Origin of the sequence: Streptomyces sp. TG1A-8 (assembly GCF_030499535.1) — a bacterium.
Classification (GTDB): domain Bacteria; phylum Actinomycetota; class Actinomycetes; order Streptomycetales; family Streptomycetaceae; genus Streptomyces.
In genome coordinates, this window is the sequence record NZ_JASTLB010000001.1 from 2,265,883 (window position 1) to 2,285,092 (window position 19,210).

At 72.2% G+C, this 19,210-nt stretch carries 18 protein-coding genes and 1 riboswitch; of the genes, 5 read left to right on the forward strand and 13 right to left on the reverse strand.

Annotation, left to right across the window (positions count from 1 at the left end; all coding sequences use genetic code 11):
• Nucleotides 1–103: 103 nt before the first annotated feature.
• The 8 genes from QQY24_RS09430 to QQY24_RS09465 all read right to left on the reverse strand — a co-directional run bounded on the left by QQY24_RS09430 (nt 104) and on the right by QQY24_RS09465 (nt 9,474).
• Entirely contained in the window at nt 104–1,552 is a 1,449-nt protein-coding gene (locus tag QQY24_RS09430) for an ABC transporter ATP-binding protein (RefSeq protein ID WP_301972214.1), read from the reverse strand.
• The gene (locus QQY24_RS09435; protein ID WP_301972215.1) at nt 1,549–2,643 is read right to left on the reverse strand and encodes an ABC transporter ATP-binding protein; all 1,095 of its coding nucleotides are present in this window, start codon (nt 2,641–2,643) and stop codon (nt 1,549–1,551) included. The genes QQY24_RS09430 and QQY24_RS09435 overlap by 4 nt, the downstream gene beginning before the upstream one ends.
• Nucleotides 2,640–3,647 (reverse strand): ABC transporter permease, encoded by a 1,008-nt coding sequence (locus QQY24_RS09440; RefSeq protein ID WP_301972216.1) that lies wholly within the window; start codon nt 3,645–3,647, stop codon nt 2,640–2,642. The genes QQY24_RS09435 and QQY24_RS09440 overlap by 4 nt, the downstream gene beginning before the upstream one ends.
• Before the next feature lie 72 nt (nt 3,648–3,719).
• Entirely contained in the window at nt 3,720–5,486 is a 1,767-nt protein-coding gene (locus tag QQY24_RS09445; protein WP_301972217.1) for an ABC transporter substrate-binding protein, read from the reverse strand.
• A 34-nt stretch (nt 5,487–5,520) separates the two neighbouring features.
• On the reverse strand, nt 5,521–6,519 hold the full coding sequence (locus QQY24_RS09450; protein WP_301972218.1) for an ABC transporter permease: 999 nt from the start codon (nt 6,517–6,519) through the stop codon (nt 5,521–5,523).
• Between the two features lie 362 nt (nt 6,520–6,881).
• Nucleotides 6,882–7,676, reverse strand: a complete 795-nt coding sequence (locus tag QQY24_RS09455; RefSeq protein ID WP_301972219.1) for an enhanced serine sensitivity protein SseB C-terminal domain-containing protein — start codon at nt 7,674–7,676, stop codon at nt 6,882–6,884.
• A 297-nt stretch (nt 7,677–7,973) separates the two neighbouring features.
• Nucleotides 7,974–8,741 (reverse strand): enhanced serine sensitivity protein SseB, encoded by a 768-nt coding sequence (locus QQY24_RS09460; protein WP_301972220.1) that lies wholly within the window; start codon nt 8,739–8,741, stop codon nt 7,974–7,976.
• 64 nt (nt 8,742–8,805) lie between these two features.
• Complete coding sequence (locus tag QQY24_RS09465; RefSeq protein ID WP_301972221.1) at nt 8,806–9,474, reverse strand: AAA family ATPase; 669 nt, start codon at nt 9,472–9,474, stop codon at nt 8,806–8,808.
• 153 nt (nt 9,475–9,627) lie between these two features.
• A riboswitch (glycine riboswitch) is annotated at nt 9,628–9,727 on the forward strand.
• A gap of 153 nt (nt 9,728–9,880) precedes the next feature.
• On the opposite strand from QQY24_RS09465, the gene gcvT reads away from it, so the two are divergent.
• The 4 genes from gcvT to QQY24_RS09485 all read left to right on the forward strand — a co-directional run bounded on the left by gcvT (nt 9,881) and on the right by QQY24_RS09485 (nt 14,259).
• Nucleotides 9,881–11,008 (forward strand): glycine cleavage system aminomethyltransferase GcvT, encoded by a 1,128-nt coding sequence (gene gcvT, locus QQY24_RS09470; protein WP_301972222.1) that lies wholly within the window; start codon nt 9,881–9,883, stop codon nt 11,006–11,008.
• Between the two features lie 108 nt (nt 11,009–11,116).
• Nucleotides 11,117–11,494, forward strand: a complete 378-nt coding sequence (gcvH, locus tag QQY24_RS09475) for a glycine cleavage system protein GcvH (protein ID WP_301972223.1) — start codon at nt 11,117–11,119, stop codon at nt 11,492–11,494.
• A gap of 14 nt (nt 11,495–11,508) precedes the next feature.
• Nucleotides 11,509–12,774 carry a serine hydroxymethyltransferase gene (gene glyA, locus QQY24_RS09480; protein WP_301972224.1) on the forward strand — a complete coding sequence of 422 codons (1,266 nt, stop codon included), beginning with the start codon at nt 11,509–11,511 and terminating at the stop codon, nt 12,772–12,774.
• Between the two features lie 117 nt (nt 12,775–12,891).
• Nucleotides 12,892–14,259, forward strand: coding sequence for an L-serine ammonia-lyase (locus QQY24_RS09485; RefSeq protein WP_301972225.1), 1,368 nt, complete (start codon nt 12,892–12,894; stop codon nt 14,257–14,259).
• Between the two features lie 24 nt (nt 14,260–14,283).
• Here the strand turns inward: QQY24_RS09485 and QQY24_RS09490 are convergent, their stop codons facing one another.
• Entirely contained in the window at nt 14,284–15,051 is a 768-nt protein-coding gene (locus QQY24_RS09490) for a thioesterase II family protein (protein ID WP_301972226.1), read from the reverse strand.
• A gap of 290 nt (nt 15,052–15,341) precedes the next feature.
• Between QQY24_RS09490 and QQY24_RS09495 the strand changes: the two genes are divergently transcribed.
• Nucleotides 15,342–15,896 carry a GH25 family lysozyme gene (locus tag QQY24_RS09495; protein ID WP_301972227.1) on the forward strand — a complete coding sequence of 185 codons (555 nt, stop codon included), beginning with the start codon at nt 15,342–15,344 and terminating at the stop codon, nt 15,894–15,896.
• Between the two features lie 22 nt (nt 15,897–15,918).
• Here the strand turns inward: QQY24_RS09495 and QQY24_RS09500 are convergent, their stop codons facing one another.
• From QQY24_RS09500 to QQY24_RS09515, 4 genes are all read right to left on the reverse strand, one after another.
• Nucleotides 15,919–16,578: an NADPH-dependent F420 reductase gene (locus QQY24_RS09500; protein ID WP_301972228.1), complete on the reverse strand. Its 660-nt coding sequence runs from the start codon at nt 16,576–16,578 to the stop codon at nt 15,919–15,921.
• 187 nt (nt 16,579–16,765) lie between these two features.
• Nucleotides 16,766–16,978, reverse strand: coding sequence for an EF-hand domain-containing protein (locus QQY24_RS09505; protein WP_301972229.1), 213 nt, complete (start codon nt 16,976–16,978; stop codon nt 16,766–16,768).
• Nucleotides 16,979–17,166: 188 nt separating this feature from the next.
• The gene (locus QQY24_RS09510) at nt 17,167–18,354 is read right to left on the reverse strand and encodes a beta-propeller fold lactonase family protein (protein WP_301972230.1); all 1,188 of its coding nucleotides are present in this window, start codon (nt 18,352–18,354) and stop codon (nt 17,167–17,169) included.
• Entirely contained in the window at nt 18,354–19,154 is an 801-nt protein-coding gene (locus tag QQY24_RS09515) for a polysaccharide deacetylase family protein (RefSeq protein ID WP_301972231.1), read from the reverse strand. Before QQY24_RS09515 ends, QQY24_RS09510 begins: the two co-directional genes overlap by 1 nt.
• Nucleotides 19,155–19,210 lie beyond the last annotated feature (56 nt).

Consider the following 19,210-nt stretch of genomic DNA (forward strand, 5'->3'; position numbering starts at 1 on the left):
CGGGGCCTCGGACCGGCCGGTGCACACCGAGGGCCGTCGCGGTCGCGGCGGCCCTCGGTGTGCGGTACGCGTGCCGGGCCGGCGCGGGCCGGCCCGGCACGGGCTACTCGTCGGCCGTGTCCCCGGCAGCCGCGGTCCCGGCCTCGCGCGCCGTCTGCTCGGCGACGGCCTCCGGCGCCCCGGACGGGGCGTCGGCGGCGGCACCGGTGGAGCCGGTGGCCTCCTCGACGGGCCCGTCGGCCCCGGGCGCGGCCTTCCCGGTCGAGACCCTGTCCCCCGGACCGGTCCCCGGACCGGCCGCCGGCGCGGTCCCCTCGCCGGCCGTGTCCCCGGCAGCCGCGGTGCCGGCCTCCCGGGCGGCGGCGTCCCCGGGGGCCGCCGCCCGCGCGGACGCCGCCGCCCCGCGCGCCGCGCCGTCGGAGACCACCGCGTCCGGCACCAGCTGCGAAGCCTCCTTCGCCGCCGACAGCAGGACCGTGTCCTGCGGGGCCTGGTCGGCGAAGTTCTCCGGATGGTGGCAGGCGACCCGCTGGCCGGCCCTCAGCTCCACGAGCTGCGGCTCGGTCGTCCGGCAGATCTCCGTCGCCTTCCAGCAGCGGGTGTGGAAGCGGCAGCCCGAGGGCGGGGCGATCGGCGACGGCACGTCACCGCGCAGCAGGATGCGCTCGCTCTTCGCACCCCGCCGCCGGGGGTCCGGCACCGGCACCGCCGACATCAGCGCCTTGGTGTACGGGTGCATCGGCGCCTCGTACAGCGAGGTGCGGTCGGCGATCTCGACGATCTTGCCCAGGTACATCACCGCGATCCGGTCCGACACGTGCCGGACCACCGAGAGGTCGTGCGCGATGATCACGTAGGTGAGGCCCAGTTCCTCCTGGAGGTCGTCCATGAGGTTGACGACCTGGGCCTGGATCGACACGTCGAGCGCCGACACCGGCTCGTCCGCGACGACCAGCTTCGGCTTCAGGGCGAGCGCGCGGGCGATGCCGATGCGCTGGCGCTGGCCGCCGGAGAACTCGTGCGGGTAGCGGTTGTAGTGCTCGGGGCTGAGACCGACCAGCGACAGCAGCCGCTGGACCTCCTTCTTGACCCCGCCCTCGGGCTCCACGCCCTGGAGCCGGAAGGGCGCCGAGACGATCGAGCCGATGGTGTGGCGGGGGTTCAGGGAGCCGTACGGGTCCTGGAAGATCATCTGGATGTCGCGGCGCAGCGGGCGCATCCGGCCGCTCGACAGCCGTGTGATGTCCTGGCCCTCGAACGTGATCCTCCCGCCGGTCGGGTCCTGGAGGCGGGTGATGACCCGGCCCATGGTCGACTTGCCGCAGCCCGACTCGCCCACCACGCCCAGGGTCTCGCCCTTGCGCACCTCGAAGTCGATGCCGTCGACGGCCTTCACGGCGCCGACCTGGCGCTGCAGGATGCCCTTCTTGATCGGGAAGTGCTTGGTCAGTCCCTCGACCCTGAGCAGCACCTCGCGGTCCGCGGAACCGTCCCCGGGAGCGGACGCCTGCTGCGGGACCACGGCCCCGTCCGTCTTCTTGGTCTCACTCACAGCTTCGGCGCAATCTCTTCGGTCCAGATCCGCTCACGGTCCTCGGCCGGGAGGTGGCAGGCGGACCAGTGCCCGGTGCCCACCAGTTCCAGCTCGGGGCGCACCGTGCGGGTGACGTTCCCCTTGGGGATGTCCGCGTACGGGCAGCGCGGGTGGAAGGCGCAGCCCGAGGGGACGTTGATGAGGCTCGGCGGCGAGCCCTTGACCGGGATGAGCCGTTCGGAGGTCTCGCGGTCGATGCGGGGCATCGAGCCGAGCAGGCCCCAGGTGTAGGGGTGCTGCGGCCGTTCGAAGACCTCGTCGGCCGGGCCGCGCTCCACGCACCGGCCGCCGTACATCACCAGGACGTCGTCGGCGATCTCGGCGACCACGCCGAGGTCGTGGGTGATCATGACCACCGCGGAGCCGAACTCCTTCTGCAGGTCCCGGATCAGGTCGAGGATCTGCGCCTGCACGGTCACGTCGAGGGCGGTGGTCGGCTCGTCCGCGATGAGCAGCTCGGGGTTGTTCACCAGCGCCATCGCGATCATGGCGCGCTGGCGCATGCCCCCGGAGAACTCGTGCGGGTAGCCGTCGACGCGCTTGGCGGGCTCGGGGATGCCGACCCGGTCGAGCATCTCCACGGCCCGCTTGCGGGCGACCTTCCTGCTGACGTCGTGGTGCACCCGGTACGCCTCGACGATCTGGTCGCCGATCTTGTAGTACGGGTGCATCGCGGACAGCGGGTCCTGGAAGATCATCGCCATTTCCCGGCCGCGGAGCTTGCGCACCTCGTCCGGGGCCGCGGAGACCAGCTCCTTGCCGTCCAGCCAGATCTCGCCGGACATCTGCACGTTCTTGCCGCGCGCCCCGAGCCGGTGCAGGCCCATGATCGCCAGCGAGGTGACGGACTTGCCGGAGCCGGACTCGCCGACGATGGCGAGGGTCCTGCCCTTCTCCAGCGAGAAGCTGAGCCCGTCGACGGACTTGACCAGGCCGTCGTCGGTCGGGAAGTGCACCTTGAGGTCGCGGACCTCCAGGAAGGCTTCGGGCGCCCGGCGGGCGGGGGCGGGCTCCCCCGCCGTGGCGCCGGTCTTGGAGAGTTCGGTCACGAGAGCCTCACCCGCGGGTCGGCGGCGGCGTAGAGCACGTCCACCAGGAGGTTTGCGAAGACGACGAAGAAGGCGGCGAGGAGCGTCACGCCGAGGATCTTGGGCAGGTCGTTGTCGGTGATGCCCTGCACCGCGTACTGGCCGATGCCGGGCAGCGAGAACACCGACTCCGTGATCACGGCACCGCCGAGCAGCAGGCCGATGTCCATGCCGAAGACCGTGATGATCGGGGTGAGGGCGGCGCGCAGTCCGTGCCGGGTGACGACGGTGCGCTCCCGCAGGCCCTTCGCCCGGGCCGTGCGGATGAAGTCCTCGTTCATCGTCTCCAGCATGCCCGAGCGGGTGAGCCGCGCGTAGATGGCGGAGTACAGCAGGGCGAGCGAACACCACGCCGGGAAGAGGGTGTTGGCCCACTGCGAGGGGTTCTCGGTGAACGGGACGTAGGTCTTGCCGAAGATCGGCCACTGGTACTCGAAGAGCAGGATCGCCAGGTTGCCCGTGAAGAACATGGGCAGCGAGACGCCGGTGAGCGCGACGCCCATGAAGGCCCGGTCGAGCACCGAGCGCGGCCTCAGCGCCGAGACGACACCGGCCACCACGCCCGAGACCAGCCACAGGACGGCAGCGCCCACGGCCAGTGAGAGGGTGATCGGAAGACGCGAGGTGAGCTCCGGCCAGACCGCCTGGTGGTTCTTGAAGGAGTAACCGAAGCAGGGCGCGTCACAGTGCACCGTGGTGGGGCCGAGGTCGTAGGTGGCGCCGGCCACGATCCCCTTGATGAAGTGCCAGTACTGGACGTAGACGGGCTGGTCCAGACCGAGGTTGTGCTTGACAGCGGCGATGTCCGCCCTGGACGGGCTCTTGCCGATGTACTGCTGCGCCAGCTGGTCCGCCGTCTGGCCGACGAGCCGCGGCAGCAGGAAGAAGATGGCGAAGGTGACCGCGGAGACGACCAGCAGCAGGATCACTGCCGCGAACGTCCGGCGGAGGATGTACGAGATCACGGGGACCGGCGCTGGTGCCCGCGGGCCGCGAAGCCCGCGGGCGCCAATGCCTTCACCTGCCTTCCGAGGCTGCTACTTCGACGCGACGCCGATGTTGAGGTAGTCGTACTGACCGCTGAAGGCCGCCGTGGAAACCAGGTTGGTGTAGTTCTGCGGGCGGGCCAGCAGGACCTTGAAGTAGGTCAGCGGGACGAGGACGGCATCGTCCATGGTCTTCTTGTCGATCTGCGTGTAGAGGCTGTTGCGCTCGGCGTCGTCCTGGGTGCCGATCGCCTTGCTCAGCAGGTCGTTGACCGCCTTGCTGTCGTACTGCGACAGGTTGGTGTTACCGGACTGGCTGATCGCCTTGCCGTTCAGGATCTGCTGCAGGAAGCCGTAGCCGGAGGGCCAGTCGGCACCCCACTGCATCATGATCAGACCGATGTTCTGCTTCTCGGTGAACTTCGGCACACCGGCGTAGTCGGTGAAGTACTTGCCCGACGGGTACTGCTTCAGGTTGGCGTTGATGCCGACCTTCTTCAGCGAGTTGATGATCGCCGTGGCGGCGTCGATCTCCTGCGGGCGGTCCGAGCGGGCCGAGATGTTGGTCGTGACCGAGGACTTGCCGCAGGCCTTCAGCTGCGCCTTGGCCTTGGCGGCGTCGCCCTTGTTGCCCGAGGAGGCGTAGACGTCGGACTTCTGGTAGCCCGGGATGTCCGGCGGCAGGACGGTGGAGGCGATGTCGCCGCGCACCGGGCCGCCCTCGGCGGTCTGCACCGAGACCTTGTCGATCGCGTACTGCACGGCCTTGCGGCACTCGGCCTTGTCGAACGGCGCAACCTTGGTGTTGATCGCCATGTACACCAGGCGGCCGCCGAAGGTGTTGTCCGTGGCGGCCTTCTTCGAGTTGTCGGTGAGCACCTTGGCCTGCGTGGAGGCCTGGACGCCCGTGCCGGCGAGGTCGATCGCGTCACCGGCCAGGACGTCCTGGTCGATGGTCTCCGGGTTGACCTTCAGCTTGACGACGATCTTGTCCGGCAGCTGCTTGCGCAGCGGGTCGGTCTTCGCGTCCCAGTTGGCGTTGCGCACGAGGACGGCCTGCCTGCCGTCGTCGTAGCTCTGGAACTTGTACGAGCCCGAGGAGACGATGTGCTTGACGTAGTCGACGCCCGTGTCCTTGGCCTGCGGCACCGGAGCCGTCTGCGGGGCCGCGACCAGGTAGTCGAACTCCTGGAAGGCCTGCTTCAGGTGGAAGACGATCGTGGTGTCGTCCGGCGTCTCGATGGAGGACAGGCCCTTGGCGCTCTTGTCCTTGTAGGGGCCCTTGTACTTGTCGCCGCCGGCCAGGAACTGCTGGAAGTAGTTCGGGCCGAGGGAGAGCACGTCACGCGCGAAGTTGGAGCGCTCGACGGCGTACTTGACGTCCTTCGAGGTGATCGGCGTGCCGTCCTCGTACTTCAGGCCCGCACGCAGCTTGTACGTCCAGGTCTTGCCGCCGTCGCTCGACACGCCCTTGCTGGCCGCGAGGTCCGGGACGAGGGTGTTGCCCTTCGAACCGGGGCCCGGCTGGAAGGTCATCAGCGGACGCGCCCACAGCCGGCTGAGGTTGTACATGTACGCGTAGTACGTGTTGCCGGGGTCGAACGAGTCCGGGACGTCGGACAGCTCGTAGGTGAGCGTGCCGCCCTTCTTGTCGGACGCGTTGACGACGCCCTTGGTCGCGGCGTTGGCCCCGGCCGACGTGTTGTCCTTCTGGTTGTCATCGGCCTTGCTGCAGCCCGCGAGAAGCAGGCTGACGGAGCCGATGGCCGCGGTGGCGGCCAGCGCTGACCTTCGCATGATGGGAGCTTTCCCCTCCATTGATCGGAAAATTTTCGGGCTCTCGCGGCAGGCGTCAGCGGCTGCGCGGGTCGAGAGCGTCGCGGAGACCGTCGCCCAGCAGGTTGAACGCCAGGACGGTCACGAAGATGGCGAGTCCAGGAACGATCATGTACTGGGGATCGACCTGGTAGTAGGTGACCGCCTCGCGGAGCATGCCGCCCCAGGACGCCTGCGGGGGCTGGATGCCGACGCCGAGGAAGCTCAGCGACGCCTCGAAGAGGATGTTGGTCGGGATGAGCAGCGTCGAGTAGACGATGATCGGGCCGACCAGGTTGGGCATCAGCTCCCGGAACAGGATGTACGGGGCCTTGGCGCCCATGCCCCGGGAGGCGTCCACGAACTCGCGCTCGCGCAGGGCGAGGGTCTGGCCGCGGACGATCCGGCCCAGGTAGGGCCAGTTGAAGAAGCCGATGACGAAGATGAGCACGCTCAGGTGGAGCGGCAGCCCGTTGAGGCCGAACGCGCCGCCTTGCAGGGTGGCGGAGATCGCGATGGCGAACAGCAGGAGGGGGAAGGCGAGGAAGGTGTCCATCAGCCGGCTGATGACCGAGTCGACCCGGCCGCCGTAGTAGCCCGCGACCACGCCCAGGATCGCGCCGATGACGTTGGACAGGATGGTCGCGCCGAACGCGACGACCAGCGATACCCAGGAGCCCTCCAGGATCCGGGTGGCGATGTCGCGGCCGAACTTCGGGTCCACGCCCAGCAGGTGGTCCAGGCTCATCCCGCCCCAACTGCCCTTGGGCAGGGAGGTGTCGGGAGTGATCAGGTCCTGGTGGAAGGCGTTGGGGTCGAGGCCGAACAGGGCCTGGAGGGGGCGCGAGAGGATCGCGAGGACGATCAGCAGGATCACGATGACGCCGCCGGCGACGGCGGCCTTGTCCCTCTTGAACCGGGACCACGCGATCTGGCCCAGGGAACGACCCTCGATCTGCCCCTTACCGGCACCCTCCAGCACAGCCTCCGGCTGTGCCTCGGCTGCCGCCCCGGTGGTCTCGATCGGTGCGGTCACGGTGAGCGACCCCTCTCGCCGGTGGTGACCGGCCTGCGCCTGCCGCGGATTGCGGCTTTGTCGACTTGCCATCGATCACGAGGCCTGCGGACTCGTGTCTGAGTCGCGAGTCTTCAGCTTCGTCGCGATCACCCGCCAGGGGGGACGGGGAAAGTATGCGCAACCGTGATGCAGTCCGGGGGATTCCGTTATCCGATCGGCGGGTAACGGCGAACGGACGCGGGGCAGTTGGGACCTAACGACAATTTTTGCGTGGTTCGGGACGTTCGGCCGTCATCTACGCGCGAAGAGACGGGCCGGGAACGTGGATCCTGCCGCCGGGACTCCCCAGCGCCGTTTCCGGCGGACCGCCGGCGGACCTGTCAGTAGCCGCTGCCTACCGGAGGGTAGCCGTACCCGGTGGCCGGGGCCTGCGGCGGGGGCGGCGCCGCGTGGGCCCCGCGGTCGTAGAACGGGCGGGCGTTGGCCCGCATCCACATCACGACCGGGTCGTGCTCGTCGGTCATCGCCACCGTCGACACGGGCAGCCCCTCGGGGACGGCGCCGACGGACTGCTGCATCATCGCGCGCACCGAGTCCACCGCGGCCGGGGAGGTGTCGTACACGTCCAGGCCCAGGGCGAGGTACGGCGCGCCGAGCGCGGGCTGCACCCAGGCGCGGCGCAGCGAGCGCAGGGCCGGGGTGCGGTGGGCGTTCTGCGCGAGCAGGGCGTAGAACTGCGGGATCTCGATGCCGGGTTCGGACAGGCGCAGCGGGCCGGCGGGCTGGCGGTCCAGGCCGGTGGCGATGCGGCGCAGGTCCGGCCAGGGGACGCCGACGCCGCCGCCGGGGGCGTGCGGGTTGAGCCAGAGGCCGTAGTGGTCCGGGTAGAGCGTGCGGGCCACGTCGAGCCCGTCGGCCACCTCGTAGGAGCGGTTCCAGCCACTGGCCGACAACTCCTGCGCGGACGTCACGCAGGGGGCGTAGGGGAAGCCGTCCACCTCCATGTTCCCGTACTGGGCGTCCGGGGATCCGGCCTGGCCGTGCCACAGCAGCATCCAGACCTGGCCGGAGGACGGGGTGGCGAGGGCGCGCAGCAGTGCCTCGTAGGCGTCGTAGCGCCCGGGGGTGACCTGGCGCAGCATGTGTTCGACACTGCCGCTCGGGCTCGCGCTCACCTGTCTTACCGCCCCTTCTCGTGGAGTGCCCCGCGTGTGGGGGACAGCTTATGCGTCCGGTGGCCCGGGGCCCGGTGTCCGTCCGCGGCCCCCGGCGTCCCCCGGGCCGGGCGGCGGTGCCGGCCGCTGGGGCCCGTCGTCCGGACCCCGCCGGGCTCGCGGGCCCCGGCACCGCACCCCGCCGCGCCGTCGTCGGCTGCCGCGGCTGCCGCGGCTGCGCCGTGACGCCCTCCCCCGCCTCGCGGTGCACGGCGCCGGACCCCGCTCCCCGATCCGGCCGGATCCGAACGAAAGACCCTAGTGGCCGAACTGGTAGAAGGGACGGACGCTGGTCCTGAGCCAGTCGGCCACCGGGTCCTGGGCCACGTCCAGCAGCACCAGGTTGACCGGCCACCTGACCGGGACCCTGCCGAGGGCCCTGCCGAGGGCTTCCAGGGGGAGGGCCCTGAGGTCGCCCTCCGTCTGGGACAGCTCCACGCCCACGAACATCACCGGTTCGGCCGTCTCGACGGCGGCCAGGCAGCGGCGGGCCGCCAGGACCACGCCCGTCCCGGCGAACTCGGCGGAGGCGGCGGAGAGGAAGTCGACCGGGTCGTCCTGCCAGTCGGGCTCGAAGAGGCGGACGCGGCCGCCGGAGCCGGGTCCGTCCAGCGGGGTGCGGCCGGTCCGGCACAGCTCGGCCACCGCCTCCGGCGGGAGCGGGACGCCGACCACCCCGCCGGGGTTGACGGCGATGCCCGCCTGCGGGGGCAGGCCGCGGGCGAACTCCACGGCCGGGGCGATGGTGTAGGACAGGTGGGAGCCGGCCGCCTGGCGGAACTGCTCCTCGGAGCTGAAGACCGGCACGTAGACCTGGCCGTCGATCTCCAGGGTGGGCAGGTCCAGCGCGCCGCTGTGCGGGCCGCCGCCGTTGGGCAGCGGGACCCAGACGAAGCTGCGGCCCAGGACCTCCACGATCCGGCCGCCGGCGCCGGGTGCCCCGAGGGAGACCGAGAGCACCTCCTCCAGCTCGTTGCCGGGCCAACCGCCGTGCGGGTGGGGGTGCGCCTGTGCCGGGAAGTCCATCTGCCTACCGCCTGCCGAGAACCGTGCTGTGGCCCAAAAGGCTAACGGGTGCCCGGGGCGGTCCTCAGCCGGTGAACACGATCCGCCGCAGGGCGTCCGCCGCGGCCCGGTCCAGCAGGACCGCCGAGCCGCATCCCGCGGGCGGCTCCCCCCTCTCCACCGCGTCCAGCAGGCGGGCGCTCGCCCTGCGGTGGCGCCGGAAGGCGTACCGGGACACGCCCCGGCCGCGCTCGCGCTGGCCCTCCCGGGCGGTGCCGGGGGCGACGTCGAGCAGGAGCAGGTGCAGGGTGCCGCCGCGGCGGCGCGCCTCGTGGGCCAGCCAGGCGCGCACCCAGGCCTGGGTGCCGCAGTCGTGCACGACGGCTCCCTCCCCGGTGCGCAGGACGCGGCGCAGCCCGGCGTAGTGGGCGAGGCGGACCAGGGGGCGGTAGAGGGCGTACGGCAGGCGGCGGGGCAGGCGGGCCGCCCAGCGGTCGCGGGCGTCCTGGGAGTCGACGCGGTGACCGGGGACGGCGCGGCGCATCAGCGTGGACTTGCCGCTGCCGGGCAGGCCGGTGACCACCACCAGGTCGCGGGGGCCGAAGAGCAGGGCGTGCGGACTGCGGCCGGCGCGGTCGCGCAGGTCACGGACGACCGGGGCCGGGCGCCCGGCCGCGCGCCGGCGGGCCGGGGCGGAGGGCTGCTGCGGTACCGCGACACCGGCGGTGGCGGCGCAGGCCGTGGTCCTGTTCACCGTGATCGTCCTCCCCAGTGGGCACGGTCGTCTCATGCCCGTCGCGTGTAAAGGGAAGGTAATGCCCGATGTCCGGCGGTTCGGTGCGCGTTCGACCACAGGTCCGTCACGACGAGCCGCTATAGTGTGCCCCCCAACTGCATACCGGCCGCTTGAATCCGCGCGGGAGAGTCCCCGGCAGCACTGACGCCGGGGCGCCGAAGGAGCAAGTCCCTCCCTTGAATCTCTCAGGCCCCGTTACCGCGCGGGCGAGGCACATCTGAAAAGCGGGCCGCCGTGACGGCGGTCCCACCCACGGTGCAAGCCGTCGACCACTCCCAGCGAGGGTCGCGGCGAACCTCTCAGGTTCCGATGACAGATGGGGAGGAAGATTCCTCGCCCGTCATCCCTGGGAGACGACCGACCGATGAGCAGCACCGACCCCACCGGACCGCGCCGTACCGCGCTCGATGCCCTGCACCGCTCGCTCGGCGCGACGATGACCGACTTCGCCGGCTGGGACATGCCCCTGCGCTACGGCTCCGAACGCGACGAGCACATCGCCGTGCGGACCCGGGCCGGCCTCTTCGACCTCTCCCACATGGGCGAGATCACCGTCACCGGCGCCGGAGCGGCCGCCCTCCTGAACCACGCCCTGGTCGGCGACATCGCCTCCGTCGGCGTCGGCCGCGCCCGCTACACCATGATTTGCCGGGCCGACGGCGGCATCCTGGACGACCTGATCGTCTACCGCCTGGCCGAGGCGGAGTACCTGGTCGTGGCCAACGCCTCCAACGCCCAGGTGGTGCTGGACGCGCTGACCGAGCGGGCCGGGGGCTTCGCCGCCGAGGTCCGTAACGACCGGGACGCGTACGCCCTGATCGCGGTCCAGGGCCCGCGGTCCCCCGGCATCCTGAAGTCCCTCACGGACGCCGACCTGGACGGCCTGAAGTACTACGCCGGCCTGCCCGGCACGGTCGCCGGCGTGCCGGCACTGATCGCCCGTACCGGCTACACCGGCGAGGACGGCTTCGAGCTGTTCGTGAAGCCGGAGCACGCCGTGGAGCTGTGGCAGGCGCTGACCGGGGCCGGTGAGGGCGTCGGCCTGGTGCCGTGCGGCCTGTCCTGCCGGGACACGCTGCGCCTGGAGGCGGGCATGCCGCTGTACGGGCACGAGCTGACCACGTCCCTGACGCCGTTCGACGCCGGGCTCGGCCGGGTGGTGAAGTTCGAGAAGGAGGGCGACTTCGTGGGCCGCGAGGCGCTGGCCGAGGCCGCCTCCCGGGCCCGGGAGAACCCGCCGCGGGTCCTGGTGGGCCTGGTCGCCGAGGGCCGCCGGGTGCCGCGCGCCGGGTACGCCGTCGTCGCGGGCGGCGCCCGGATCGGCGAGGTCACCTCCGGCGCCCCCTCCCCCACCCTGGGCAGGCCGATCGCCATGGCCTACGTCGACGCGGCGTACGCGGCGCCGGGCACCGGGGGCGTCGGCGTGGACATCCGGGGCACCCACGAGCCGTACCAGGTCGTGGCACTGCCCTTCTACAAGCGCCGGAAGTGACACCGCCGTGCCCGCGGCGGTGATGTCGGGCACACCGGCACCGCTCACGCGCGCCCTCAGCACTCCCCCCTTCACCAGCACTCCCCCGCGTACAGGAGAATTCAGGCCATGAGCAACCCCCAGCAGCTGCGCTACAGCACGGAGCACGAGTGGCTGTCCGCCGCCGAGGACGGCGTCGCGACGGTCGGCATCACCGAGTTCGCGGCCAACGCGCTCGGCGACGTCGTCTTCGCCCAGCTCCCCGAGGTCGGCTCCACGGTGACCGCGGGCGAGACCTGCGGCGAGCTGGAGTCGACCAAGTCGGTCTCCGACCTGTACTCGCCGGTCACCGGTGAGATCACCGAGATCAACGAGGACGTCGTCGCCGACCCCTCGCTGGTGAACTCCGCCCCCTTCGAGGGCGGATGGCTGTTCCGGGTGCGCGTCACGGAGGAGCCGGCCGGCCTGCTCTCGGCCGACGAGTACACCGCCCAGAACGCCGGCTGAGGAGTCGTGGCCGTATGACTGTCCTGAACACGCCCCTGCACGAGCTGGACCCGGAGATCGCCGCCGCGGTCGACGCCGAGCTGGTCCGCCAGCAGTCGACGCTGGAGATGATCGCCTCCGAGAACTTCGCGCCGCTGGCGGTGATGGAGGCGCAGGGCTCGGTCCTGACCAACAAGTACGCCGAGGGCTACCCGGGCCGCCGCTACTACGGCGGCTGCGAGCACGTCGACGTCGCCGAGCAGATCGCCATCGACCGGATCAAGGAGCTGTTCGGCGCCGAGTACGCCAACGTGCAGCCCCACTCCGGCGCCTCCGCCAACCAGGCGGCCCTCTTCGCGCTGGCCCGGCCCGGGGACACCATCCTCGGCCTGGACCTGGCGCACGGCGGCCACCTCACCCACGGGATGCGGCTGAACTTCTCCGGCAAGCAGTTCGACGTGGTCGCCTACCACGTGGACACGGAGACCGGCCTGGTCGACATGGCCGAGGTCGAGCGGCTGGCCAAGGAGCACCGCCCGAAGGTGATCATCGCCGGCTGGTCGGCGTACCCGCGGCAGCTGGACTTCGCCGCGTTCCGCCGGATCGCCGACGAGGTCGAGGCGTACCTGTGGGTCGACATGGCGCACTTCGCGGGCCTGGTCGCGGCGGGCCTGCACCCGAACCCGGTCGAGTACGCCGACGTCGTCACCTCCACCACGCACAAGACGCTGGGCGGTCCGCGCGGCGGCGTCATCCTCGCCCGGCAGGAGTTCGCGAAGAAGCTGAACTCGTCCGTCTTCCCCGGTTTCCAGGGCGGTCCCCTGGAGCACGTGATCGCGGCCAAGGCGGTCTCCTTCAAGGTCGCCGCCTCGGAGGAGTTCAAGGAGCGCCAGCGGCGTACCGTGGAGGGAGCGCGGATCCTCGCCGAGCGGCTGACGGCCGCCGACGCCCGCGCGGCCGGCGTGAACGTCCTGTCCGGCGGCACGGACGTCCACCTCGTCCTGGTGGACCTGCGCGCCTCCGAGCTGGACGGCCGGCAGGCCGAGGACCGGCTGCACGAGGTCGGCATCACGGTCAACCGCAACGCGGTCCCGGACGACCCGCGCCCGCCGATGGTCACGTCGGGCCTGCGGATCGGCACGCCCGCACTGGCCACCCGCGGCTTCACCGCCGAGGACTTCGCCGAGGTCGCGGACGTGATCGCCGAGACGCTCAAGCCGTCCTGCGACACGGAGTCCCTCAAGGCCCGGGTGAAGGCCCTGGCCGGCAAGCACCCGCTGTACCCGGGTCTGAACAAGTAGATCCGTTCCACCCCGTACCGCGCACGCCGCACGACCCGGAAGGCGTGCGCGGTACGGGCCGGTGCCCACCCCCGCACCGCACCCCCTTGTGCACCACCCCCGTAGCGAGGAGTTCCCGTGGCCGTCTCGGTCTTCGACCTGTTCTCGATCGGCATCGGCCCGTCCAGCTCCCACACGGTCGGCCCGATGCGCGCCGCGCGCATGTTCGCCCGCCGGCTGCGCAACGAGGGCCTGCTGGAGTCGGTCGCGTCCCTGCGCTGCGAGCTGTACGGCTCACTCGGCGCGACCGGCCACGGCCACGGCACCCCGAAGGCGGTGCTGCTCGGCCTGGAGGGCGCCTCGCCGCGCACGGTGGACGTGGAGACGGCCGACGAGCGGGTGGCGGGCATCCGGCGGGCGGGGCGCCTGCGGGTCCTCGGCGAGCACGAGATCCCCTTCTCCTACGACGACGACCTGGTGCTGCACCGCCGCGAGGTGCTGCCGTACCACGCCAACGGGATGACGGTCCGGGCCCGCGACGCCTCCGGCGCGGAGCTGCTCGCCAAGACGTACTACTCGGTCGGCGGCGGCTTCGTGGTGGACGAGGACGCGGTCGGCGCGGACCGCATCAAGCTGGACGACACGGTCCTGAAGTACCCCTTCCGCACCGGCGACGAGCTGCTGCGCCGCACGCGGGAGACGGGTCTGTCGATCTCCTCGCTCATGCTGGAGAACGAGCGGGCCTGGCGCACGGAGGAGGAGATCCGCGCGGGCCTGCTGGAGATCTGGCGGGTGATGCGGGAGTGCGTCCGGCGGGGCATGTCCCGCGAGGGCATCCTGCCGGGCGGGCTGAGGGTGCGGCGCCGCGCGGCCGTCTCCGCCCGCCAGCTGCGCGCCGAGGGCGATCCGCTGGCGCACGCCATGGAGTGGCTCACCCTGTACGCGATGGCGGTGAACGAGGAGAACGCGGCCGGCGGCCGCGTGGTGACCGCCCCCACGAACGGCGCGGCCGGGATCATCCCGGCGGTCCTGCACTACTACATCGACTTCGTCCCCGGCGCCGACGAGGACGGCGTGGTCCGCTTCCTGCTGGCCGCGGGCGCCATCGGCATGCTGTTCAAGGAGAACGCGTCCATCTCCGGCGCCGAGGTCGGCTGCCAGGGCGAGGTCGGCTCCGCCTGCTCCATGGCCGCGGGCGCGCTGGCGGAGGTGCTGGGAGGCTCGCCGGAGCAGGTCGAGAACGCGGCCGAGATCGGCATGGAGCACAACCTGGGCCTCACCTGCGACCCCGTCGGCGGCCTGGTGCAGATCCCCTGCATCGAGCGCAACGGCATGGCCGCGGTGAAGGCGGTCACGGCGGCCCGGATGGCGATGCGCGGCGACGGCTCGCACAAGGTGTCCCTGGACAAGGTCATCAAGACGATGAGGGAGACGGGCGCGGACATGTCCGTCAAGTACAAGGAGACGGCGCGGGGCGGCCTGGCGGTGAACATCATCGAGTGCTGAGCGGAGGGGACCGGGACGGCCGCGTCAGCGGTTCGCCGGCACGGAGGCGCCGGCCGGGGCCGGGCCCAGGGCCGCGTGGATGCCCGCCCAGACGGACGGCTGTCCGGGGACGAGGAAGAAGTGGCCGCCGGGCAGGACGTGGCGGGTGAAGGCCCGGCTCGTCAGCTCGGCCCAGCGGTCCACCCCCTCGGTCCGGACCACGGGGTCGTCCGCGCCGGTGAACGCCGTGACCGGCACCGGCAGGGGCGGCCCCGCGACGTGGCGGTAGGACTCCACCAGCGCGAAGTCGTTGCGCACGTAGGGCAGGATCAGCTCCCGCAGCTCCGCGTTGTCCAGTGCCTCGGCCTCGGTGCCGCCCAGCCGCCGCAGCTTGTCGACGACCGCCTGGTCCCCCTCGCCCGACACCCGGTCGACGGCGCGGTCGGGATCGTGCGCGGCGGCGCCCCCGGAGACGAACAGGTGCACCGGCGCGACGCCCGCGTCGGTGAGGAGCCGGGCGGTCTCGTAGGCGACCAGGCTGCCCATGCTGTGCCCGAACAGGGCCACGGGCCGGTCCAGCAGGGGCCGCAGCTCGTGCGTGACCATCTCCGCCAGCCGGCGGGCGTCGCCGACCAGGGGCTCGCCCAGCCGGTCGGCGCGACCGGGGTACTGGACCGCGCACACCTCCACGGCGGGCGAGGCCGACCGGTGCCAGGTCCGGTAGAACGCCGCGGAACCGCCCGCGTGCGGGAAGCAGACCAGCCGCGTCGCGGCGTGGGGCCGCCTGTCGAAACACCGGAACCAGTTGGACATGCCCACCCCGTACTCGCGCTCCGCACCGACGGCCGCGGCGCCGGGCCGCCCCCTGACGGTGGGTGGCCTCCCGACGGGTACACCCGGCCGGCGCGATGCTAACACGGGCCGGTGGTGCGGAGCTTGGGCCACTGCGGCGCCGACACAAGCCCCTGACCAGCCAGTTGGCCGCGTCCGTGGCCCGGGGGCCCGGCCCTGCGGGCACGCGTCCGGGGCGGGAGCGCGGCCGGGTCCCGGGCGACGCGCCGCTGTGATGTTCCGACCGGGCCGCCACAGGGCACAAACCACCCATGCTGCACGGCATCGACATAAGCGCGTACCAGTCGTCCTCGTACGACACGGACGGCATCTCGTTCGTCTTCATCAAGGCGACGGAGGGCCGTTCGTACATCAATCCGAAACTGTCCGCCCAGACCAAGCGGGCCCGGGACGCCGGCCTGGTCGTCGGCTTCTACCACTTCCTGTGGCCGGGCCACATCTCCGCCCAGGCCGAGTACTTCGTCGCGCACGCCCCCGAGAAGGCGGGCGACCTGCTCGTCGTCGACTGGGAGACGACGAGCGAGGGCACCCATGCCAGCAACGCGGAGAAGGACCAGTTCATCCGCAAGGTGAAGGAACTACGGCCGCACAACCGGGTGCTGCTGTACGCCAACCGGAACTACTGGCTGAACGTGGACACCACCTCGTACGCCGGCGACGGCCTCTGGATCGCCGACTACGTGAGCGCGGGCAATCCCCGCATCAAGGCCAGGTGGCGCTTCCACCAGTACACCAGCGACCCGCACGACAAGGACGTGGCCGACTTCGCCAGCAAGGCCGCACTGCGCGAGTGGGCCACGCCCTGAGGCGTCCCGGGCCGGCAGCGGCCTAACCGCGGAAGTCCGCCGGCCGTTCCGGGGACGCCGCCGTCAGCGCCTTCTTCACGGCCTCCACGCCCGCCCGCAGGCCGTAGACCGGGGTGCCCGGCTGCTGGCGCCAGGAGTCGTCCAGGCCGCCCGTGTCGACGGTGTCGAAACCGAGCGCGTCGATGAGCTCGCGGACGCGCCGCTTGGCGGCCTCGTCGTCGCCGGCGACCGGCAGGGCGATGCGGTCGGGATCGCCGGCCGGGCGGGGGCGGTCCAGGATGTCCTGGGCGTAGGTGCCGTTGAAGGCCTTGATCACGGGATGGCCGAGGTGCCGTTCGGTCCAGCGGCTCTCGGTCAGGCCCTCGTCCTCGATGGCCGCGATCCGGCCGTCGCGCTGCGGGTAGTAGTTGCCGGTGTCGATCACGGCGACGCCCTCGGCCGCGCCGTCCAGCAGGCCGGACGGCAGGTCGGGCACCGCCTTCAGGGGGACGGTGACCACGACGACCTCGGCCCCCCGGGCCGCCTCCTGCGCGCGTACCGGGGTCGCGCCGGTCTCCTCGGCCAGTTCCGCGAGCGTCTCGGGGCCGCGCGAGTTGGCCACGGCCACGTCGTGGCCGAGTGCGGTGAGCCGCCGGGTGAGGTTGCCGCCGATGTTGCCCGCGCCGATGATGCCGATCCTCATGACAGGTCCCTCCAGTTCGATGCATGCGCATGCTCCTGACGGAGGGCGTCAACCCCGGTCGCGGACCGGCTATTCCGGCGGGTGCGCCAACCGGGTGAGGCCGGCCGGAACCGGGGGCGGAGCCGTGGCCGGACGCGGCGGAGGGGGCGCCCGCCACCACTCGGGGCGGGCACCCCCTCCGGGCGCGTCACTTGCTCAGGTAACCCCAGAACTCGTCGAACGACAGCACCTTGTCGCCGTTGAGGTCGCGGGTCCTGATGAGGGCCTCCGCCACCGTCTCGGTGACGTTCCAGTCACCCTGCCGGGCCAGGGCGGACTTGAACTCCGCCGCGGTGATGAATCCGTCACCGTCCGCGTCGATCCGCTGGAACTGCTTGCGTGCTTCCTCGATGTCCGCCACCGATCCGCCCCTTTTGCTCGTGTTTCCCGCGCCGTACTGGCGTACTGACGCTGGTCAGATTAACGGCCCGTACGCGCCTCCGGTGCGGCGCCCGCCCGGGCGGGACCCCCGCGGGCGCGGGACGGGGTCCCCCCGGACGCCCGTCGGCGCGCGGGCACCGGGCGGGCGGGCGGCCCGGCGGCGCCGCTTCAGCGGAAGATGCCGGTGTGCCCCAGGGAGTAGCGGCCGGGCTGCGGGTAGACGGCGAGGCCGTGCGGGCCGCCGCCGACCTTGACGCGGGCCAGTTCCGCGCCGGTGCGGGTGTCGATGGCGTACACCTCGGCGTCGTAGCGGCCCGAGAGCCACAGCACCCTGCCGTCGGCCGAGACCCCGCCCATGTCGGGGCTGCCGCCGCCGGGCAGGTGCCACTTCCTGGTCAGCCGGCCGCGGGTGAAGTCGAAGACCGAGACGGAGCCCTCCCCCCGGTTGGAGACGTACATCTCGCGCGAGTCCCGGCTGATGTACAGCCCGTGGGCGCCCTTGCCGGTGGCGAGGAACCGCGGCTCGGTGAAGGCGTCGCCGTCCAGGATCCACAGCCCGTTGGCCATCATGTCGGCGACGTAGAAGCGCTTGCCGTCGGGGGAGATCTTGACGTCCTGCGGCATGGCGCCCCGGAACGGCAGCTTCTGCCGGGCGACGACCGCCATCCGCGCGGTGTCGACCTTGAGCAGGTCCCCGCTGAACTCGCAGGAGACGATGAAGTACCGCCCGTCAAAGGAGAAGTCGGCGTGGTTGACGCCGTAGCAGTCCACGGGCACCGACCTGACGACCCTCATGGTGTGCGCGTCGCGGAAGACGAGCCGGCGGTCCATGGAGGCCATGACGACGGCGTGCTTGCCGTCGGGCGTGAAGTAGAGGTTGTACGGGTCGTGCACGTCGACCGGCGTGCCCGCCCTGCCGGTGCGCGGGTCGATCGGGGTGAGGCTGTTGCCGAGGTCGTTGTTGACCCAGAGGGTCCTCAGGTCCCAGGACGGTACGACGTGCTGGGGCTGCCGGCCGACCGGGATGGTCCCGACGACCTTGTAGGTGCGGGGGTCGATGACGGTGACGGTGTCGGATTCGGTGTTGGGGACGTACACCCGGGCGGGGAAGTCCCTGACGACCGGGGAGAGCCGGCCCGGCCGGTCGGCGGCGTAGACGTCGGCCGGGTCCTGCACCGGCGGCATCCCGGGCAGGGCGTTCGCCTGCCGCCCCCTCACCTGCGGGCGGTCCGGGGCGGTGCTGCCGCGGGCCTCCCCGGCGCGGTGCGGGGTGCCGTCGCCGCACGCGGACAGCAGGGTCAGGGCGGCGAGGGCGGCACCGGCGGCCAGCAGGCGGGCGGCGTTCGTGGATCGCATCAGCTCAGCAGCTCCGTGGTGGTGACCGCGCGCAGTCCGCGGCGGCCGAGTTCGTCGAGTACGGCGGGGAGGGCGGCGGCCGTGTCGGGATACCCGAAGTGCAGGCTCACGACCGAGCCGGCCCGCGCCTCGGCGAGGACCTTGCGGGTGACGGCGTCGGCGCCGGGGCGGGTGTGGTCGAGCGAGTCGACGTCGTAGGACAGCACGTGCGGGTAACCCGCGGCGCGGGCCAGCCGGATGACGAGCGGGGAGGCGGCCGGGGAGCGGGAGGGGCGGAACCAGGTGCCGATGGAGCCGGTGAGCCGCCTGAGCCGGTCCGCGCAGTCGGTGATCTCCCGGCGGGCCTCGGCCTCGGGCAGCGCGTTGACGGCGACGTGCCGCTGGGTGTGGTTGCCGAGGTCGTGCCCGCCGTCCAGGATGCGGCGGGCGAGGTCCGGGTGGGCGTCCAGCCAGGTGCCGACGGCGAGCACGGTGAGCCGGGCGCCGCGCTGTTCGGCGGTGCGCAGCAGGGCGCCGGCCAGGCCGGGGTCGCCCTGGCCGTGGAAGGTGAGGGCGACCTGGGGGCGGGTGCGCGGACCGTGGGTGATCTGGGCGGGCCGGCCGGGGCGGGCCCGGGGGGAGGGCGCCGGGCGGGAGGCGGCCGGGGGGCGGCCGGACGCGCGGGCGGGCGGGGCGGGGGTCGCGTCGTCCGGCGGGGCGTCACGGCCGGCACCGCAGCCGGCTGCGAGCGCTCCTGCGGCGACGAGCCCGGCGCCCGCCCGCAGCGCCCCGCGTCGGTTGGTCGTGGTCACCCGCACCATTTAAGGGGTGAAGGACGGGAAAACCACCGATTGACCCCTTTGTGGGGCTTTTCCGG